Origin of the sequence: Flavobacterium gelidilacus DSM 15343, assembly GCF_000422685.1 — a bacterium.
Lineage (GTDB): Bacteria > Bacteroidota > Bacteroidia > Flavobacteriales > Flavobacteriaceae > Flavobacterium > Flavobacterium gelidilacus.
Genome location: NZ_AUGN01000001.1, coordinates 53249 through 71955 on the forward strand (window position 1 = coordinate 53249; position 18707 = coordinate 71955).

Annotated in this window: 21 protein-coding genes; 9 read left to right on the forward strand and 12 right to left on the reverse strand. The window is 29.1% G+C overall.

Annotation, left to right across the window (positions count from 1 at the left end; genetic code table 11):
- Positions 1 to 48: 48 nt before the first annotated feature.
- A complete protein-coding gene (locus G507_RS0100185) occupies positions 49 to 642 on the reverse strand; it encodes an acyl carrier protein phosphodiesterase (RefSeq protein WP_026715580.1) in 594 nt (197 codons plus the stop codon).
- Between the two features lie 179 nt (positions 643 to 821).
- On the opposite strand from G507_RS0100185, the gene glmM reads away from it, so the two are divergent.
- The 3 genes from glmM to G507_RS0100200 all read left to right on the forward strand — a co-directional run bounded on the left by glmM (position 822) and on the right by G507_RS0100200 (position 3147).
- Positions 822 to 2210: a phosphoglucosamine mutase gene (glmM, locus tag G507_RS0100190; RefSeq protein WP_026715581.1), complete on the forward strand. Its 1389-nt coding sequence runs from the start codon at positions 822 to 824 to the stop codon at positions 2208 to 2210.
- A 49-nt stretch (positions 2211 to 2259) separates the two neighbouring features.
- Positions 2260 to 2616, forward strand: coding sequence for a hypothetical protein (locus G507_RS0100195; protein ID WP_026715582.1), 357 nt, complete (start codon positions 2260 to 2262; stop codon positions 2614 to 2616).
- A 213-nt stretch (positions 2617 to 2829) separates the two neighbouring features.
- Positions 2830 to 3147: a hypothetical protein gene (locus tag G507_RS0100200; protein ID WP_026715583.1), complete on the forward strand. Its 318-nt coding sequence runs from the start codon at positions 2830 to 2832 to the stop codon at positions 3145 to 3147.
- A gap of 73 nt (positions 3148 to 3220) precedes the next feature.
- Here the strand turns inward: G507_RS0100200 and msrB are convergent, their stop codons facing one another.
- The 7 genes from msrB to G507_RS0100235 all read right to left on the reverse strand — a co-directional run bounded on the left by msrB (position 3221) and on the right by G507_RS0100235 (position 9746).
- The gene (msrB, locus tag G507_RS0100205) at positions 3221 to 3664 is read right to left on the reverse strand and encodes a peptide-methionine (R)-S-oxide reductase MsrB (RefSeq protein ID WP_026715584.1); all 444 of its coding nucleotides are present in this window, start codon (positions 3662 to 3664) and stop codon (positions 3221 to 3223) included.
- Positions 3665 to 3668: 4 nt separating this feature from the next.
- Entirely contained in the window at positions 3669 to 4352 is a 684-nt protein-coding gene (locus G507_RS0100210) for an aspartate/glutamate racemase family protein (protein WP_026715585.1), read from the reverse strand.
- A gap of 4 nt (positions 4353 to 4356) precedes the next feature.
- Positions 4357 to 5283, reverse strand: a complete 927-nt coding sequence (locus G507_RS0100215) for an L-histidine N(alpha)-methyltransferase (RefSeq protein ID WP_026715586.1) — start codon at positions 5281 to 5283, stop codon at positions 4357 to 4359.
- 8 nt (positions 5284 to 5291) lie between these two features.
- Positions 5292 to 6449 (reverse strand): ergothioneine biosynthesis protein EgtB, encoded by a 1158-nt coding sequence (gene egtB, locus G507_RS0100220; protein WP_035665301.1) that lies wholly within the window; start codon positions 6447 to 6449, stop codon positions 5292 to 5294.
- A gap of 6 nt (positions 6450 to 6455) precedes the next feature.
- A complete protein-coding gene (locus G507_RS0100225) occupies positions 6456 to 7667 on the reverse strand; it encodes a bifunctional alpha/beta hydrolase/OsmC family protein (protein WP_026715588.1) in 1212 nt (403 codons plus the stop codon).
- Between the two features lie 168 nt (positions 7668 to 7835).
- A complete protein-coding gene (locus tag G507_RS0100230; RefSeq protein ID WP_026715589.1) occupies positions 7836 to 8117 on the reverse strand; it encodes a DUF427 domain-containing protein in 282 nt (93 codons plus the stop codon).
- Positions 8118 to 8171: 54 nt separating this feature from the next.
- On the reverse strand, positions 8172 to 9746 hold the full coding sequence (locus G507_RS0100235; protein WP_415776843.1) for a protein adenylyltransferase SelO: 1575 nt from the start codon (positions 9744 to 9746) through the stop codon (positions 8172 to 8174).
- Between the two features lie 84 nt (positions 9747 to 9830).
- Between G507_RS0100235 and G507_RS0100240 the strand changes: the two genes are divergently transcribed.
- Positions 9831 to 11447, forward strand: coding sequence for a S41 family peptidase (locus G507_RS0100240; protein ID WP_026715591.1), 1617 nt, complete (start codon positions 9831 to 9833; stop codon positions 11445 to 11447).
- Positions 11448 to 11508: 61 nt separating this feature from the next.
- On the opposite strand, the gene G507_RS0100245 is transcribed toward G507_RS0100240, so the two are convergent.
- A complete protein-coding gene (locus tag G507_RS0100245) occupies positions 11509 to 11889 on the reverse strand; it encodes a PUR family DNA/RNA-binding protein (RefSeq protein ID WP_026715592.1) in 381 nt (126 codons plus the stop codon).
- A gap of 68 nt (positions 11890 to 11957) precedes the next feature.
- Positions 11958 to 13709 (reverse strand): ABC transporter ATP-binding protein, encoded by a 1752-nt coding sequence (locus G507_RS0100250; protein WP_026715593.1) that lies wholly within the window; start codon positions 13707 to 13709, stop codon positions 11958 to 11960.
- A gap of 190 nt (positions 13710 to 13899) precedes the next feature.
- On the opposite strand from G507_RS0100250, the gene G507_RS0100255 reads away from it, so the two are divergent.
- The 4 genes from G507_RS0100255 to yajC all read left to right on the forward strand — a co-directional run bounded on the left by G507_RS0100255 (position 13900) and on the right by yajC (position 16789).
- A complete protein-coding gene (locus tag G507_RS0100255) occupies positions 13900 to 15003 on the forward strand; it encodes a Glu/Leu/Phe/Val dehydrogenase dimerization domain-containing protein (protein WP_026715594.1) in 1104 nt (367 codons plus the stop codon).
- 75 nt (positions 15004 to 15078) lie between these two features.
- Positions 15079 to 16020: a transcription antitermination factor NusB gene (gene nusB / locus G507_RS0100260; protein WP_026715595.1), complete on the forward strand. Its 942-nt coding sequence runs from the start codon at positions 15079 to 15081 to the stop codon at positions 16018 to 16020.
- 13 nt (positions 16021 to 16033) lie between these two features.
- Positions 16034 to 16507, forward strand: coding sequence for a DUF1573 domain-containing protein (locus tag G507_RS0100265; RefSeq protein WP_026715596.1), 474 nt, complete (start codon positions 16034 to 16036; stop codon positions 16505 to 16507).
- Positions 16508 to 16516: 9 nt separating this feature from the next.
- Positions 16517 to 16789, forward strand: coding sequence for a preprotein translocase subunit YajC (yajC, locus tag G507_RS0100270; protein WP_026715597.1), 273 nt, complete (start codon positions 16517 to 16519; stop codon positions 16787 to 16789).
- A gap of 2 nt (positions 16790 to 16791) precedes the next feature.
- Here the strand turns inward: yajC and G507_RS0100275 are convergent, their stop codons facing one another.
- Positions 16792 to 17370 carry a YdeI/OmpD-associated family protein gene (locus G507_RS0100275; RefSeq protein WP_026715598.1) on the reverse strand — a complete coding sequence of 193 codons (579 nt, stop codon included), beginning with the start codon at positions 17368 to 17370 and terminating at the stop codon, positions 16792 to 16794.
- A gap of 129 nt (positions 17371 to 17499) precedes the next feature.
- On the opposite strand from G507_RS0100275, the gene rimK reads away from it, so the two are divergent.
- Positions 17500 to 18372, forward strand: coding sequence for a 30S ribosomal protein S6--L-glutamate ligase (rimK, locus tag G507_RS0100280; protein WP_026715599.1), 873 nt, complete (start codon positions 17500 to 17502; stop codon positions 18370 to 18372).
- 94 nt (positions 18373 to 18466) lie between these two features.
- Here rimK and G507_RS0100285 read toward each other — a convergent pair whose 3' ends face one another.
- Positions 18467 to 18673: a VF530 family protein gene (locus G507_RS0100285; RefSeq protein ID WP_035665305.1), complete on the reverse strand. Its 207-nt coding sequence runs from the start codon at positions 18671 to 18673 to the stop codon at positions 18467 to 18469.
- Positions 18674 to 18707: the final 34 nt, after the last annotated feature.

Genomic DNA, 18707 nt, shown 5'->3' on the forward strand with positions numbered 1-18707 from the left:
TGAAAGATTTTTAAAGTAAACGTAAAGCTTCTCTTTGATTTAATGTGCTTAAATCTCATTTAATTCAACTAATTTTTCTTTAACGTGATTTCGTAATTCCTCAAAAAACAAAGTGAATTCATTTTCAAAGTCATCATAAAAAGCCTCTAATTCTTCCACAGAAAACTGCATTTTAGATTTGAATTTAGTGCGATAATCCATTTGAAATAAAATTTTAGAAATACCTTCAACTGTAGCATAACTTTCCAACCAATTTTGCTCAATCATTATAGGAAGAATTCGTTGTGTTTTTGGCGTTAAAGCTTCAAAATTATCTTCAAGCGATTGGTAAAAACGAAAAACAAAACTAGTAAGAGATTCATCCGAATATTTTGTCCAATTCTTAGCTAAAAAATGGTCATATAAAATGTCGACAATTACACCAGAATAATGTCCATAACGTTCATGAAGTCTATGTTTACTGATTCTAAATATTTCATTGGCATCCGTAAAAGTATCAATATATCTATGCAGAATAATACCTTTTTTGATTTGTTCTGGATAATCTAAATAATCATTTCCACGAATTCCATCAGCCATAAAATTGCCGATTTTTATAAAATCGTTGTCGTTTGAAAGGTATATATGGGCTAGGAAATTCATTAAATAGGTTAAAAGGTTAGGTGTTTAAATGTTTAAAAGGATTTAACAATTGAAATGTAAATGTACAAATTTTTAAATCACTATTATTTCTTATGTATTACTTTACTTATATTTGTCAATGTTTAGAAATTATGTCAACTCATAACCTTTTAAACTCTTAAACTTTTAAACCAAAAAATATGACTTTAATAAAATCAATATCAGGAATTCGAGGAACCATTGGAGGAAAAGTAGGAGAGAACCTTACTCCAGTTGACGCTGTGAAATTTGCATCTGCTTATGGGACTTTCTTAAAACAAAATACTCCAAAAGACAAATTAACAGTTGTAATTGGTCGTGATGCAAGGATTTCTGGACCAATGATTCACAATTTAGTTCAAAACACTTTATTAGGTTTAGGAATTGATGTAATTGATTTAGGTTTATCGACAACTCCAACGGTTGAAATTGCTGTTCCTATGGAAAAAGCTGATGGTGGAATTATTCTAACGGCTTCACACAATCCAAAACAATGGAATGCTTTGAAATTATTAAATGCTAAAGGTGAATTTTTAAGTGGTGCTGAAGGAGAATTAATTCTAGAAATTGCTGAAAGTGAAGCTTTTGATTTTGTGGATGTTGATTCATTAGGTGAAGTTACAGTGAATGATTCTTACATGGATATTCATATTGATGAAGTGTTGGATTTGCCTTTAGTGGATGCTGAAGCGGTAAAAAAGCGTAAATTCAAAGTGGTTGTTGATGGTGTGAATTCTTCAGGTGGAATTGTGATTCCTAATTTATTAGAACAAATGGGAGTTGAAGTTGTGAAATTATATTGTACTCCAAATGGTCAATTTCCTCATAATCCTGAGCCGTTGAAAGAGCATTTAGGTGATATTTGTAAATTAGTTTTAGACGAAAAAGCTGATTTCGGAATTGTAGTTGATCCAGATGTTGATAGATTGGCGTTCATTTCGAATGATGGTGAAATGTTTGGAGAAGAATATACTTTGGTCGCTTGTGCTGATTATGTTTTAAGCAAAACTCCAGGAAATACGGTTTCAAATATGAGTTCTTCTCGTGCTTTACGTGATATTACTGAAAAACATGGTGGAAAGTATCAAGCAAGTGCTGTTGGTGAGGTTAATGTAGTTGAATTAATGAAGAAAACCAATGCCATTATTGGTGGTGAAGGAAACGGTGGAATCATTTATCCAGAAAGTCATTACGGAAGAGATAGTTTGGTAGGTGTTGCCTTATTCTTGACTCACTTGGCTAGTTTAGATATGACTGTTGCTGAATTAAGAGCCAGTTATCCTCAATATTACATGAGCAAAAATAAAATTGAATTAACGCCTCAAATTGATGTGGACGCGATTTTAGAAGCCATGACAGAAAAATACAAAAACGAAGACATCACAACTATTGATGGTGTAAAAATTGACTTCGCTGAAAATTGGGTGCATTTAAGAAAATCAAATACAGAACCAATTATTAGAATATATACAGAAGCTCAAACGCAGCAATTGGCAGATGATTTAGCTAATAGAATTATTGGTGAGATTAAGGAAATTGCTGGGATTTAGTTTAGTGCTCAGTGTTCAGTTTTTTAGTTGGCAGTTTTAATTCGTTGATATGAAAAATAGTTTTAAAATTATGTTACTTGTTTTATTTCTTCACAATATCTCTTATTCTCAAGACAAGAGTAATGTGGAGTGTGGATTTTTTGGAACGAAAACAGTAGAAGAACGAAATTCTATTTTTCCTTTTAATAAAACTGAAAAGGTTCTATTAATAAGTTATCCAAATACTGAAGTGTATCAGTTAAGTAGAAAAGATAGTGTTGGATTAACTGAATATGGTTATAAAATTGAAAAAGAATTTATTTTTCATGATTCATTAAAGGTTAAATTATATGATGCTACTAAAGTTGTTAAACTTAATGATAAAGCAATAAATGGATTGAGTAACATTCTGTTTAATTATGATTAAAGAGTAAAAGCTAATGATAGTTTATTAACAATTTCAGTTGTAGATTGTTATACTCCAAGAAATGCGATTTTATTTCTTGATAAAAATGAAAAAGTTATTTCAGTTTTAGAAATTTGTTTTGAATGCATTCAATATTATTTATTTCCTTATTCTAAACAATTTAAAGATGTTTTAGGCTTAGAATGTGATCAAAGATTGAGTTATTTTAGAAAAATGTTTCACGATTTTGGATTTGAAGATTCTAAAAACAATAGTAATATAAGTTTTGAAGTTTCAGATAATCTTGGGGCAATAAGAGGCGCAAGTTTAATTGCAAATAATTCAAAAATTGTTCTTACTGATTATGATGGACTTACATCAATATCACTAAATAAAAAAACAGAAAAAGTTGAATTATCATATATGGGTAAACCAACTTTCGTAAGAATCATAAAAAACTGTGATTATATAAAAGTTGATATCAGCAAAGGAAAAGCATTTTATTACAAAGACAAGAAATTTATTAAGTCGAAGAAATTGATTTTTGAATAATTATTTTAAAACATTAAGATATTAGTTTCATTAAGTAAGCTTAATTTTTCTAAATATCTTAATAGTTCAATTTTTACTTTACTTTTTTCATAGAAACAGCATTCATGCAATAACGCAAACCACTTGGTTCTGGTCCATCAGGAAAAACGTGACCTAAATGAGCATCACAAGTATTGCAAACGGCTTCGATTCTAATCATTCCAAAGGAAACGTCTTTTATGTAAGCAACCGCATTTTCATTAATTGGTTGCGTAAATGATGGCCAACCTGTGCCACTTTCAAATTTTTCGTTAGCATCAAATAATAAAGTATCACAACAAACACAACCATAAATTCCAGGTTCAAATAGCGAGCATAATTCTGAACTGTGTGGTCGTTCTGTTCCTTTTAGTCTTGTGACTCTAAATTGTTCGTCTGATAAAATTTCTTTCCATTCTTCAGGAGTTTTTTCGACTCTTTTATCTGGTTTTGGGTTTCCGTTTTTTGCAAAAGCAATTAAGTTATTCCAGTTTAGCATATTTTTAATTTTTTATAGTTTTTAGAGCTGCTTCACATTGTAAATCAATAGTGTCAACCCAATTTGTTTTATTTTTTATGTTCGAAAAAGCAATTGATAATTCTGTACAAGCTACAATAAAAATCACATTTTCTGAATATGTTTGTGTCAGTAATTGATAACATTCTTTTGTTTTTGCTTCATCATTACTTTCAAAATATACTTTTCTCAAAGCATCAACTTGTTTAATAATTTCTTCACTAGGAGTAATTAATTTATGCTTTTTTGGAACAAATGATTTAAAATAATCATCTTGCATCGTAAAAGCAGTTCCTAGAATTAGAATATTTGAATCATCTTCAATTTCATTTAATTTTTGGTTTATTAAATTTCCAACATGGCAATAGGGTTTAGTTATTTCATTTTTAGTCAAAACAATATCTAAAGCCTTATGCATTGTATTATTTACTAAAATGGCAGAAGTAATATCTTGTTGGTCTAAATATTTTATGGCTGGAGTAATTAAATCAGCTACTTTATCCATTTCATAAGGTAACAAAGTATTTATTTCTTTAAAATTTAAAGAAACGAGTAGGATAGGACACGAATTTCCATTCCCTGTCTTTTGTTCGTACAAAGCATTTATTTTCTCATAAAAATAAGACGTTGCTCTATAACCAATACCACCAATTATTCCAATGGAACTCATTTTTTTACTTTTTGAATAAACTTATTGCATAATTTTTTCCTTCATCTAAAAAATGCTCCACGCTTTTAAAACCAATATTATTTTTAAAATTTTCAATGGTTTTTAAACTGTATTTTTGAGAAATTTCTGTGTGAATCATTTCATTAGCATCAAAATTAATCTTTTGATTTTCAATTGTTACAGTTTGTTCAATTTTGCTAAAAATATAACTATAAGTTGTTCCAGAAATCGGATCATAATTAGCATAATGGTCAAATTTTTCTATATCGAAATTTCCGTTTAATTCGCGATTAATTCTCTTTAATAGATTTAAATTGAATCGTTTTGTAACTCCTTTAGAATCATTGTATGCTTCCAAAACTTTATGTGGATTTTTTTTTAAGTCAAAACTGACCATTAAAATATCGCGCTCGTCCATCATGTCGTATATTTTTTTCATGAACATTTCTGCGCTTTCGTTGTCATAATTTCCGATTGTACTTCCTAAAAACAAGATGATTTTTGGATTATCATGAACCAATCGATCTAACGTTTCAAAATAATCACCAGCAATTGGATACATTTCTATAGATGGAATATGAGCTGTTATGTTTTTCTTATTAGTTTCTAAAACATCAGCAGAAATATCTAAAGGATAATAGACCACTTTCTTATTTAAATCTGTAATTCTTTTTAAGAAATGCTTTGTTTTTGAACCGTCACCAGCACCTAAACCTACGATATCAAAACTGTCAAAACCAAAACTAGTTACAATTTTTTCGGTTTGATTATTCAATATTTCTACTTCGCATTTCGGAAGATAATATTCATCCATATGCATAATTTCTTGGAATATTTTATCACCTGCATCATCATAAAAATATTTTGAGGACATTGTTTTTAGAGGTTTTGAAAGACCTTCGATTATATCTTTGTAAAAAGTTTGATTCATTTATTTTTTTATTTTTTTGCAAGTCTAATTCCAGAAAATATCCAACGTGAACTGGTGTGGAAAAAATTTCTATAGGTTTTTCGACTGTGATCTTTTGATGTTGCTATAGACGAACCTCTTAAAACGTGTTGGTTCACCATAAATTTCCCATTATATTCACCTAAAGCTCCAGCAGCTTTTTCAAAATTAGGATAAGGTAAATAGGCACTTGATGTCCATTCCCAAAGTTGTCCGTGATTTAATTTTTCGGAAGCAATTTCCCATTCAAATTCAGTTGGCAAACGCATTCCTTTCCATTCTGCAAAAGCATAAGCTTCGTAATAACTGCAATGTATGACTGGTAAATTTGGATTTACTTTTTCCAAACCATTAAAGTTATAGTAGTACCATTCACCTTCAATTTTGTACCAATATAAAGGTGCTTTTATGTTATTTTGATTGATAAAATCCCAACCTTCAGCGTGCCATAAATTGAAATTTTCATAACCATCAGCATTCATAAATTCTATAAATTCTCCATTGGTGATTAACTTATTTGCTATTTCTGTGTTTTGAATGTAAGTTTTATGAAATCCCAACTCGTTATCAAAACAAAAGTTGTCATTGTTATGACCAATTTCGTAAACACCTTCTTTTATTTGAATAAATTCAGACTTATGTGTTTCTTCTTTTAAATGCATTTCAGTTTCAAAAGAAGGAAAAGTGGGTTGATTTCCTAAAATGAATTTGATGTCATAAGCCAATAATTCCTGATGTTGTTCTTCGTGATTAATTCCTATTTGAAGTAAATTTAGAATTTCATCAGAAGGATTATTTTCAACTAAAGCAATAATATTTTTGGTTACATATTTTCGATAAGATAAAACTTCTGAAACAACAGGTCTAGACATTAAACCTCTGTTTGGTCGCAGAACTCTTTTTCCTGCATTGTTATAATAACTGTTGAATATAAATCCGAAATCTTCATGAAAAACTTCGTAATTTTTATCAAATTGAATCAAAATAAATTGTTCAAAAAACCAAGTAGAATGTGCTAAATGCCATTTTGGCGGTGATATATTTTCATTAGGTTGAACCGAATAATCTTCGATTTCCAAGGGTTTACAAAGGTTTTCTGTATTCGTTCGAGTTATTTTAAATTTTTCAAGTATCCTTTCAATCTTCATATACTATTATTCAATAATTTCTGTTTCAAATTTCACTTCGCTTGCCAATGTTTTATGTACTGGACATTTTGAAGCTATTTCCTTCATTTTTGTTTTTTGTTCGGAAGTCAAATCACCAATAAACTTTAATTTTTTTGTGATGAAGTCAATAGAACCATCCTTTTCACCTAAATCATCAATATGTTTTTTGGAATGTGTGATGTAAACAAAAACTTCTTCTAAAGGCCATTTTTTTCGTTCAGCATATAATTTTATAGTCATAACAGTACAAGCAGCTAAACCAGCCGTTAATAATTCATATGGTGAAGGTCCAAAATCATCTCCACCAACACTTGTGGGTTCATCAGCTATTAAAGTATGATTTTTAGTTTGAATTTGTGTCGTGAAATTGTCTTCCAATAGATTAAGATGTCCAACTAATTGTTCACCTTCAGTAGAAAGCATAGTGTTTTCTTCTGTTTTAAAATAACGTTGTACCCAAGCACCAATAAGATTTCCGATATAAACACTATCTTCTTTTTTGGATAATAAATGATCGGCATTATCTAAAGAAATAAAACTTTTTGGATGTCTTGCATTTTTATAAAGTTGTTCAGCATTTTCAATTCCGACAATTGTATCGGTTGGCGAATGCATTATTAATAAGGGTTTGCGTAAATTTTTTACGATTTCTGGTAAATCTATTTTATCAAAATCATCTACAAATTCTTTATTGATAACAAAAGGCCTTCCTCCGATATTTACCGAAATATCACCTTTAGTAGGAACATCATCTAATTGATGTATAAATAAATTTTTAACATGTGAAACGGAAGCTGGAGCTGCAATAGTTACAACTGCTTTTATGTCATCTAGTTTAGAAGCTGCTGTTAAAACGGCTGCACCACCTAGAGAATGTCCAATTAATAGGCTAGGAGCGTTGTAATTTTCTTTGATATACTTATGAACACTAATTAAATCATCAACATTTCCTGAAAAATGACTTTCTGCGAATTTACCTTCACTATTTCCTAAACCTGTAAAGTCAAAACGAATTACTCCAAAACCATGATTGGTTAACGCACGACTGATATTTCGAACGGGTCCAAAACTTCCGCTACAAGTGAAACAATGTGCAAAAATGGCAAAATGATTTGGTTTTTGATTCGCAGGAAGTTCTAAATAAGCATTAAGAGCGTTTCCTTTTGTATTTATAATATTTAGTTTTTCGCTTTTCATGCTTTAATTTTATTTTTATTTATTAAGTTTTTTTGAATTTAAAAAAAATACTTAATTGATATATCGACTTTTCTCATAGAATGCATATTATTGACAAATTTACTTTAATTGATGTTTTTAAATTTATATAATTCCTATCAAATTTTATAAAATATGCTGTTAAAAAGTTTATTTTTCAACAGTTACCCCTTTCCAAAAGGCAACATATCCTTTTATTGGAGTAAATCCAGCTTTAACTTCTGGGTAAAACCAAGCTGCATCTTTATTTTCGTTTCCTTCAACATTGACATTATAATAACTCGCAACACCTTTATAAGGACATGTTGTGTGTGTTTGAGATTCATTAAAAAACTCCTTGTTAATACTTTCTGCAGGAAAATAATGATTTCCTTCCACGACTTGAGTTTTGTCGCTTTCTGCGATAACTTGATTGTTCCAAATAGCTTTCATAGTTTTTAGTTTTTTTAATCTGAACTTGTTTCAGATTCTGTTTATTATTAATTATTAAGAACTACAAGACAAAGCAGAGCAACCTACTTTATTTTTAGCCCATTCTGGTCTTTTGGCAAACCATTTTTCAAATTGAGGTTGTTCCTCATAGGGTTTTAACAGTATTTCATATAATTCGTTGAGTAAATTATAATCATTTTTATCAGCATCATCAATAGCTAATTGAGCCATATAATTTCTCAAAACGTATTTTGGGTTAACCAAATTCATAGCTTTTTTTCTTTCTGAATCCAATTGATTTTCAAGCTTCAACTGATCTATATATAAAGTAAACCAATACATCCAAGTATCATAAGTTGCATCTTTAACTTCATCAATACTATAAAAAGCTTCTTTAATTTTCTCAAAAGCATTTTCAACAGAATCTTCTTTTGAAACGTGACTCAAATTTCTGAAGAAAATAGTCATGTCAGTTTCAGTTAGTTCTAGGTTTTCAGTCAAAAGATAGATAATATTTTTAGTTGCTTCATTTGAAATTTTAAGACCTAACTTATTGTGCATCATCTGAATATAATCGGCTTCATACTTAATAGGAAAGTTATTCAGAATTTTTTCTAAAGGTTTTACTTCCTCAATTAAAGGAAACAAAGCATTCGCTAATTGCAGTAAATTCCACTGAGCAACTTGAGGTTGATTCCCAAAGCGATAGCGTTTGTGTTCATTGTCCGTTGTATTTGGTGTCCAATTTGGATTATAATCTTCCAGCCAACCATAAGGACCATAATCAATTGTGATTCCATGAATGGACATGTTATCTGTATTCATTACACCATGAACAAAACCAACGCGTTGCCAATGCACTATCATTTCACGAGTTTTATCAGCAACAGCTTCAAAGAATTCCAAATATTTTTCTTTTCCTTCGGATTGTATTTCGGGATAATAATGTTTGATGGTATAATCTGTCAATAATTGAAGATTTTTTACGTCTTCGCGTGAAGTAAATAATTCAAAATTTCCAAAGCGGATGAAACTTGGTGCTGTTCTGCAAACAATGGCTCCTTTTTCATAAGCTTCATTTCCGTTATATAAGACGTCTCTTAAAACTTCATCACCACTCAAAAACAAAGCTAAAGAACGAGTAGTTGGAACTCCTAAATTGTACATAGCTTCGCTACACAAATGTTCCCGAATTGACGAACGTAAAACAGCTAAACCATCACCACGTCGAGAGTAAGGAGTTTTTCCAGCACCTTTTAATTGAAACATTGTACACTTGTTGTTATGAATAGCTTCAAAAAGTGTAATGGCTCTTCCATCACCTAATTGTCCGGCCCAATTACCAAATTGATGACCAGCATAAGCCATGGCATAAGGTTTAGAGTTTTCTAAAACAGTATTTCCTGTAAATACATTTAAAAATTCTTTTGATTTTGTTTCTTCTAAAGAAATACCAAGACTTTTAGCAACTTCATTAGATACATGAATTAAACTTGGTTTTTTTGGTTTCACTGGATTTACATATGAAAAAGCAGCTTCTATGACTTGTCTTGTCTGGTTTGATTCGATTAAATCAGCTGGTAATTCATTAGTAAAAAGGTTTTTTATTTTTTCTTTCAATTTTAGCATAGGTAAAATTACAAAAATTACATTTTATTTAACTTTCTCATTTCATAAAAAATGGTTAATTTGTCAATCAATCAATTGAAATTTATGAAAAAATACTTTTTTTACTTGCTTTTTGTTTTATTCTTAAGCAATTGTTCTTCTGTCCAAAAACATAATGCCTTATTAGAAACTAACTTGTCCGTTGAAGAGCAAATTGAAGATGTAAACTATTTAGAACAAAAATTGGAGAAAATTCAACCTAGTTTGCATCAATTTATTTCAGAAGAAGAATTAAGAAGAAAATTTGATAGTGTTAGAAGTACCATAAATATTCCATTAAAACCAAATGATTTTTATTTTAAAGTTAGTCCGCTTTTAGCATCAATTCGTCAAGGTCATGCTGCTATGAGTCCATTAACTCTTAAATATTCTAATAAAGAATCAAAAGAAATGAAGAAAAAAGGGCTTGGACCTGTTTCTCAATTTGATTATAAATTTATAGAAAATAAACTATACATTGTAAAAAATAAATCCAAAGATTCAACAATTCAAGAAGGAACAGAAGTTGTTTCAATTGATAATGTGACTCCACAAGAATTGTTTTCAAAATATAGAAAAACCTATTCTTCTGATGGTTATAATGAAACATTTATTCCTTACGCTTTTACGATGCGTTTTGGTTCTTATATTTTTTATGAATTAGGTATAAGAGATAGTTTGAACTTTAATCTTAAATGTTATGATTCTGTTTCTACAAAATTGATTAAAAGATTTCCGGATAAAAAAGAGGTAAAAAAAGAAGAAAAAAAAGATTCACTTTCAGATTCTAAAAAGAAAGATTTAACGGTTAAAAAATTAACTAAAGAAGAGAAAAAGTTAGCTAAGAAGAAGAAGAAAGAAAAAGACTCGTATGATTATAATTACGGATATGACAAGGCAAATAAAGAATATACAAAAACCTTAACATTTACTGATATTGACAGTTGCACTGCCATTTTAAAGATTAAAAACTTTTCAAAAGGTGGTTATAAAGAAGCTTATGAAGAAGTATTTGAGTTATTAAAAAAAACTAACACAAAAAATTTAGTTTTAGATTTAAGAGGAAATCCTGGTGGAAGATTAAACGAAATTCATGAATTATACTCTTATCTAACAGTCGACTCTACTTTTCAATTGATAGAAGCAGCCAAAGTTACATCAAAGACTAGTTTGTTGCAAGCTGATTATTTGAGTTCAATACCAAAATCATTATATATTTTGGCTATTCCAACTTATCCTGTTTATGCAGGTGTTTTGATGTTAAAAACAAGAAAAGATGAAAATGGTGATTATCGTTTTAGAATGAAAAGTAGTAAAGAAAAACCTCATAATGCAGATTATTTTGATGGAAAAATTTATGTTTTAATTAATGGAGGAAGTTTTTCTGCTGCTTGTATAATATCGTCCAAATTAAAAGAAAATCCAGAAATTACATTTGTTGGAGAAGAAACGGGTGGAGCATTTAATGGAACAGTTGCTGGTAGAACTTCTTCTTACGAATTGCCTAATTCTAAATTAAGAACACGTTTGTGGATTATGGATATTGCTGCAACAAATAAAACGGTAGAAGAGGGAAGAGGTATTTTTCCGGATAAAGAAATAATTCCCTCAGTAGATGATTTATTATCTGGTGCTGATCCTGAAATAGAATGGATTAAATTGGACATTGAAAGTAAAAAGTAAAATTAAAAAAGCCATTATAAATTAATAAAATGGCTTTTTCTTAGTTATATTTTAGTTGAAATTAAATGTCATCAAAACTAATATCTGTAAAGCTATTTTTTGATGATTCTTCGATGGCATCTTCTTGATTTTCAAAACTTTCTTTCTTAAAATCTTTTTGATGTCTTTCTGAAATAACTTCTTCCCCTTTATGTTCTAAAACATAATCAGTCATTTCGTCTAATATTTCTTTAAATGCTGCAAAATCTTCTTTGTATAAATAAATTTTGTGTTTTTTAAAATGGTACGAACCATCTTCTTCTGTAAACTTTTTACTTTCTGTGATTGTAATATAATAATCATCAGCTTTTGTTGATCTAACATCAAAGAAATAAGTTCTTCTTCCGGCTCTTAATACTTTAGAAAAAATATCTTCCTTTTCATACATGTCTTTATCGCTCATAATCCTTCGTTCTTTTTTATGTTTAAACTCAACCAAAATTCTAAAAAAAATAATTATAAAACAATAGTTTAGTAAATTTCTTTTTCTAAAAGTTGTTTATTGTATAATTCTTTGTAATAGCCTTCAACTTCTATTAATTGATTATGAGAACCTTGCTGAATAATTTGACCTTCATCAAGGATAATGATTTTATCAGCATTTTTGGCTGATGAAATTCTATGGCTGACAATTATAGTTGTTTTTTGTTGAGTTAATTGCAATAAATTGTTTAAAATTTGCTCTTCAGTTTCAGTATCTACAGCACTTAGACAATCATCTAAAAGTAGTACAGGAGCTTCTTTAATGAATGCTCTTGCAATAGAAACACGCTGTTTTTGACCACCAGAAAGCGTAATTCCTCTTTCTCCCAGAACAGTGTCATATCCTAGAGAGAAGTTAATTATATTATCATGAACGGCTGCTTTTTTCGCAACATTTATTACTTCTTCGTCCGTAGCATTTTCTTTTCCAAATTTAATGTTATTTTTTATCGAATCTGAAAACAAAAAAGCATCTTGAGGAACAACTGCAATACTGTCGCGTAAATCGTTTAAATTTATGTTTTTTATTGGCTTATCGTCAATTAGAATTTCTCCACTTGTTGTATCATAAAGTCTGCTTATTAATGTTAAGATAGTAGATTTTCCTGATCCTGTTTTTCCTAAAATAGCTAACATTTTTCCGTTTTCAACTTCAAAAGAAATATTTTTAAGAGCTTCTATGTTTGTGTCATCGTAGGTAAATGATACATTTTTAAAGGAAATTTTTCCGTCTATATAAGACTTCTGAAGGTTATAATTTTGAATATCTGACTCTGTATTTAAAAACTCATTTAATCTTTTTTGAGAGGCTTCTGCTTCTTGAATCATTGATGAAACCCAACCTAATGAAGCAACTGGCCAAGTTAACATATTAATGTATAATATAAATTGAGCAATAGTTCCAATATTTTGAATAGTTCCATTGATATACATCATCCCACCAGCGTAAATAACCACTAAATTAGATAAACCAATAAGCAAAATCATTAACGGTCCAAAGAATGAGTTAGTTTTAGCTAACGATAAGTTTTTGTCTTTACTTTCTTGAGTTAATGCTTTAAATTCTTCTGATTTATTGTTTTCTAACGCATAAGCTTTTACAACTCTAATTCCAGAGAAAAATTCTTGCGCAAACGAAGATAAAGTAGATAAATTTTGTTGGTATAAACTACTTTTTTTATGAATTTGAGCACTAATTTTAAAAATACTATAAGATAGTAAAGGCAATGGTAATAATGAATACAATGTTAATTTTGGTGAAATATTGTACATATAAACAATTACTACTCCAAATCGAATAACAGTGTTAAGCGAATACATTACTGCTGGTCCAACGTACATTCTTACCTTGCTGACATCTTCACTTATTCTATTCATTAAATCACCAGTTCTATTTCTTTTATAGAAGCTTTGTGATAGTTTTTGGTAATGCTTATAAACTTCATTTTTTAGATCAAATTCAATATGCCTTGACATAACTATTAACGTTTGTCGCATTAAAAAAGTCAATAACCCTGCAATAATGGTAGTGGCCAAAATTATTAAAATGTTGTTTAATAGTTCTCTTCTAGCAAAAGCAGGATTTGATTTAGCAAACTCTTCAATAGTGTTTATCGAATTACCAATATATTCTGGTGTATATAAAGAGAAAACTTGGGCTAAAATTGTAAACAACAATCCTAAAAAAAACCTGTATTTATATTTAACAAAATACTTATTTAGATACTTTAATTCTTTCATTTTTGTAAAAAAAGTAATTTTTTAATATTAATTTAATAAAAAACAGCAAAATAACGCAATTATCAAATTGTTAGTTAAAACATGATTTATTAATAATTTATTAAAAAAACCAAACGTTTTAGAAATATATCGAATTAATATTTAATTTTGTGCTTTAAATATATGAAAATAACAATATAACAAAATAATTATGACTTCAAACATTATACCTGTAAATGAAATGCACAAAGTTGATCCAGTTTTTGGTCAAATTTCATTTGATGGTCATGAACAAGTTGTTTTTTGCCACGACAAAGATACTGGTTTAAAAGCAATAATTGGTATTCATAACACAATTTTAGGACCTGCATTGGGTGGAACGAGAATGTGGAATTATACAAATGAATGGGAAGCACTAAATGACGTTTTACGATTATCAAGAGGAATGTCTTTTAAATCTTCAATTTCTGGTTTAAATCTTGGTGGTGGAAAAGCTGTTATCATTGGCGATGCTAAAACCCAAAAAACACCTGAATTAATGAGAAAATTTGGTGAATTTGTTAACTCCCTATCCGGAAAATATATTACAGCTGAAGACGTTGGTATGGAAACTAAAGATATGGATACAGTTAGAGAAGTCACTCCTTATGTAACAGGAATTTCTGAATCGAAAGGTGGTTCTGGAAATCCATCTCCAATTACAGCTTATGGTGTTTATATGGGAATGAAAGCGGCATCAAAATATCAATTTGGTACAGATAATCTTGAAGGTAAAAAAATATTAGTTCAAGGAATTGGACATGTTGGGGAAGTTTTAGTTGAACACTTAACTAAAGATGGTGCAATAGTTACTATTTCTGATATAAATGAAGATAGGTTACACCAGGTTGGAGCTAAATATGGTGCTAAAATTTTTAAAGGTGAGAGTTTGTATTCTGCTGATGTAGATATCTATGCTCCTTGTGCTTTAGGGGCAACTATTAATGATGATACCATAAAATTAATTAAAGCTAAAGTTATTGCGGGTGCAGCAAATAACCAGCTGGCAAATGAAGTTATTCACGGACAAATATTAAAAGATAAAGGAATTTTATATGCTCCTGACTTTTTAATAAATGCTGGTGGTGTAATTAATGTTTATTCTGAATTAGCTAAATTATCTAAAGCTGAAGTAATGGAAAAAACTGAGAATATATATAATACTTCCTTAGAGATTTTCAAACATGCTGATGCAAATAACATTACAACACATCAAGCAGCATTGTTAATTGCTCAAAAAAGAATTGATGACAGAAAAAAAGAAAAAGCACAATAATAAACTATAAAAAGTGTATTTTTGCAGAGCGAGAGGGAAATCTTTCGCTTTGTTAATTAAATAAGTTCTTATACAATGTTGAATAGAAGACATATTCGAGTTAAAGTAATGCAAAGTATTTATGCGGTTCACCAGCATAAATCAGATGATTTGAACAGAGAAGAGAAATTTTTGTTTTATAGTATTGAAGCAATTCAGGAACTATATCTTTTGCTTTTTTCGGCTCTTATTGAGTTAAAAAATAAAGAAGAAAATTATCTTAATTTAGCGTCCAAAAAGCATTTAGCTTCAGCAGAAGAAAAAATTCCAAATCTAAAGTTTGTGCAAAATGAAGTACTAAACTTATTGGAAAATCAATCTAGTTTATCTGTAGCAATCGAAACTAAAAAAATTAATCATTGGAAATTAAATGATGATTTAATTTTGCAGTTGTTAGAAGATATCAAGAAATCCGATGTTTACAATGCTTACATGTCTACAGAATTATCATCTTTTCAAGAAGATGCTAAATTTGTTGTAGATTTATTTGTAAAAGTTCTTGCTCCAAATGATAGATTATATGATTATCTAGAAGACAATAAATTAACTTGGATTGATGATTATGCTTTAGTGAACACTTATATTAGTAAACAATTAAAGCAATTAAAAAATCCATCTAGCATAATTGATATTCCTAGAGTTTATAAAGATGAAGATGATAAAGATTTTGCCAAGCAACTTTTTGTTAAAACACTTTTAAACGAAACGGAATTAGGTAAAGAATATGTGAATAAAACACCAAATTGGGATTCTGAAAGAATTGCAGAAATAGATACTATTTTATTAAAAATGGCTATTTGTGAAATATTAAAATTCCCATCAATTCCCGTTAAGGTTACTATCAACGAATACCTAGAAATCGCTAAAGAATATTCTACACCAAAAAGTAGTATTTTTATAAACGGAATTTTAGATAACTTGATAAAAGATTATAAAGAAGAAAATAAACTGAATAAATCAGGAAGAGGTTTAATGTAAATTATAAATAATTATGAAAATAAAATTAATACCAGTATTTGCTATTGCTACTTTATTTTTAGTAGCGTCATGTAAAGACAATGCTTCATCAAAAATTACTGAAGCTGATATGAAAGTTGCCAACGAAGTTTCTGCTACTTCTGGAAAATTACCTGTTTTAGAATTTGACAAAACAGAACATGATTTCGGAAACATAAACGAAGGAGATAAAGTAACAACAGAGTTTATTTTAAAAAATACAGGTGATGCAGATTTAGTTATTGTGAGTGCTGTAGGAAGTTGTGGTTGTACAGTTCCTGAACCTCCAAAAGAACCAATTAAGCCAGGAGATTCAGCTCCTATTAAAGTAACTTTTGATTCTAATGGTAAACCAGGTCAACAAGAAAAAACAGTTACTATTACATCAAATACAGCTGTTGGTAAAGAAACTTGTAAAATAAAAGCAAACGTAAAACCAAACCCTAACAAACCTGTTGTAAAACACTAAATAAAAATTATGGATTCAAGTTTAATAATACAAATCGTTTTAATGATTGCTGTTTTTTATTTTTTACTAATTATGCCACAGCAAAAAAGAGCTAAAAAAGAAAAAGCTTTTGAACAAGGTATAAAAGTAGGAGATAAGGTTATAACTAAATCAGGAATTCACGGTAAAATTGCAGAATTAGCTGCAGATTCAGTTGTGATTGAAACTATGGCAGGAAAAATTAAAATGGAAAGAAATTCAATTTCTATGGAAATGAGTTCTAAAATGAATGCACAGAAATAAGATTAACTTCTGTATTTATCATTTAAACCGATGTTCGAAAGAATCATCGGTTTTATTTTTTCTAACCGATTTATAGTAGTCTTTTCTTGTTTTGCATCATTAATATATTCCATAAATTCTCTTTGTTTGAATAGAGTAAATAAATCAAATGCTTTTTTTAAATTTGAATCAGACTTAAATTCTTTATCAAGAAGTTCACACGAAATTTCAGCTTTCTTCTGAGGTTTTATTTTTAAATCTTTTCCTTCATTTTCAATAGCTTCTTTTATATATTTTAGAATAGTTTTTTCATTTACTTCTTCTATTGAATTAAATCGCATTTGACGTAAACTTTTGGTATTTTCTTCATTGGCATTAATTAATATATTTTTTTCGTCATTTAAAAAAACACCATTAAAAAACCAAATTCCAAAGTAAGATTTAAAACCACTTATCCCAATTACATTTTTTGATTTATAAGTATAGACAGAAGTTCCCCATTTGATGGTTTCAACTAATTTAGTTTTATTAATTATAGCTTTTAGTAATTCTAATTCTTCTACCCATTTATTGGTTTTATCCCATTTTTTTTTCTCAGTCATTTTTTTAATTAAATATAAAAAAAAAGGCTGTTAATTAAAAAATTAAATTAATTTTTTTGTTTAAAATACTTTTGATATTAACTATATTAATTGTATTTTATCATCTAACAAAAAACAAAATAATAATAAATGAAAATTGGAATTCTATCAAGAAATAGCAAGTTATATTCTACAAGAAGGTTAGTTGAAGCTGGTGAAAAATTAGGTCATGAAATGCATATAATAGATCATTTAAAATGTGATTTAGTAATTGAAAAAAAAGCACCCTCAATAGTATATAAAGATATAAAGTTAGAAGATTTTGATGCTATTATTCCTAGAATTGGAGCTTCTGTAACTTTTTATGGTACGGCAGTTGTTCGCCAATTTGAAATGATGAAAGTTTTTACGGTTGTTGAATCTCAAGCTTTGGTTCGTTCAAGAGATAAGTTAAGAAGTCTTCAAATTTTATCTCGTGCAGGTTTAGGTTTACCAAAAACTGTTTTCACAAATGACACAAGAAATGTTGAAGCCATTATAAAAGAAGTTGGTGGTGCACCATTAATTATTAAATTACTAGAAGGAACTCAAGGTTTAGGTGTAGTTTTAGCCGAAAACGCAAAAGCTGCTGAATCTGTTTTAGAAGCCTTTCATGGTTTACAAGCAAGAGTAATTGTACAAGAATTTATTAAGGAATCAAAAGGTGCTGATATTCGTGCCTTTGTGGTTGATGGACAAGTGGTTGGTGCTATGAAACGACAAGCGAAAGAAGGAGAATTTCGTTCCAATTTACATCGTGGTGGAAGTGCAGAAATTATTGAACTAACAGATGAAGAAGAAACTATGGCTATAAAAGCTGCCAAAGCAATGGGATTAGGTGTTGCAGGTGTTGATATGCTTCAATCTGCTCGTGGACCGCTTATTCTTGAAGTTAATTCTTCTCCAGGTTTAGAAGGTATTGAGCGTGCAACTGGACAAGATATAGCTGGAAAAATTATGAAATATATTTCTAGAAACGTTTAATATTGTTTCTTTCAAAAATAAAAAAGTGCAAAGAAAATTAATTCTTTGCACTTTTTTTATACCAAACTTTGTTGAACTTAAAATTCAATACTTTTTATTTTATAGATTTCAAATACAATTGTTCTACTTTTTCTCTAGCCCAAGGTGTTTTTCTTAAGAAAGTCAAGCTTGATTTTATAGTTGGATTATCAGTAAAACATTTGATCTTAATTTTTTCTCCTAAAACTTCAAAGCCATAGTCAGCGACTAGTTTTTCTAAGATGTCGACTAATTTAATTCCGTGTAATGGGTTGTTGTTCATTTTTTTGATATTCGAATATTAAGAAATTGGATTT

Bases quoted from the DNA above. Each gene is read 5' to 3' on its own strand.
- G507_RS0100185 (WP_026715580.1), bottom strand. From the start codon at position 642: ATGAATTTCCTAGCCCATATATACCTTTCAAACGACAACGATTTTATA.
- glmM (WP_026715581.1), top strand. From the start codon at position 822: ATGACTTTAATAAAATCAATATCAGGAATTCGAGGAACCATTGGAGGA.
- G507_RS0100195 (WP_026715582.1), top strand. From the start codon at position 2,260: ATGAAAAATAGTTTTAAAATTATGTTACTTGTTTTATTTCTTCACAAT.
- G507_RS0100200 (WP_026715583.1), top strand. From the start codon at position 2,830: ATGTTTCACGATTTTGGATTTGAAGATTCTAAAAACAATAGTAATATA.
- msrB (WP_026715584.1), bottom strand. From the start codon at position 3,664: ATGCTAAACTGGAATAACTTAATTGCTTTTGCAAAAAACGGAAACCCA.
- G507_RS0100210 (WP_026715585.1), bottom strand. From the start codon at position 4,352: ATGAGTTCCATTGGAATAATTGGTGGTATTGGTTATAGAGCAACGTCT.
- G507_RS0100215 (WP_026715586.1), bottom strand. From the start codon at position 5,283: ATGAATCAAACTTTTTACAAAGATATAATCGAAGGTCTTTCAAAACCT.
- egtB (WP_035665301.1), bottom strand. From the start codon at position 6,449: ATGAAGATTGAAAGGATACTTGAAAAATTTAAAATAACTCGAACGAAT.
- G507_RS0100225 (WP_026715588.1), bottom strand. From the start codon at position 7,667: ATGAAAAGCGAAAAACTAAATATTATAAATACAAAAGGAAACGCTCTT.
- G507_RS0100230 (WP_026715589.1), bottom strand. From the start codon at position 8,117: ATGAAAGCTATTTGGAACAATCAAGTTATCGCAGAAAGCGACAAAACT.
- G507_RS0100235 (WP_415776843.1), bottom strand. From the start codon at position 9,746: ATGCTAAAATTGAAAGAAAAAATAAAAAACCTTTTTACTAATGAATTA.
- G507_RS0100240 (WP_026715591.1), top strand. From the start codon at position 9,831: ATGAAAAAATACTTTTTTTACTTGCTTTTTGTTTTATTCTTAAGCAAT.
- G507_RS0100245 (WP_026715592.1), bottom strand. From the start codon at position 11,889: ATGAGCGATAAAGACATGTATGAAAAGGAAGATATTTTTTCTAAAGTA.
- G507_RS0100250 (WP_026715593.1), bottom strand. From the start codon at position 13,709: ATGAAAGAATTAAAGTATCTAAATAAGTATTTTGTTAAATATAAATAC.
- G507_RS0100255 (WP_026715594.1), top strand. From the start codon at position 13,900: ATGACTTCAAACATTATACCTGTAAATGAAATGCACAAAGTTGATCCA.
- nusB (WP_026715595.1), top strand. From the start codon at position 15,079: ATGTTGAATAGAAGACATATTCGAGTTAAAGTAATGCAAAGTATTTAT.
- G507_RS0100265 (WP_026715596.1), top strand. From the start codon at position 16,034: ATGAAAATAAAATTAATACCAGTATTTGCTATTGCTACTTTATTTTTA.
- yajC (WP_026715597.1), top strand. From the start codon at position 16,517: ATGGATTCAAGTTTAATAATACAAATCGTTTTAATGATTGCTGTTTTT.
- G507_RS0100275 (WP_026715598.1), bottom strand. From the start codon at position 17,370: ATGACTGAGAAAAAAAAATGGGATAAAACCAATAAATGGGTAGAAGAA.
- rimK (WP_026715599.1), top strand. From the start codon at position 17,500: ATGAAAATTGGAATTCTATCAAGAAATAGCAAGTTATATTCTACAAGA.
- G507_RS0100285 (WP_035665305.1), bottom strand. From the start codon at position 18,673: ATGAACAACAACCCATTACACGGAATTAAATTAGTCGACATCTTAGAA.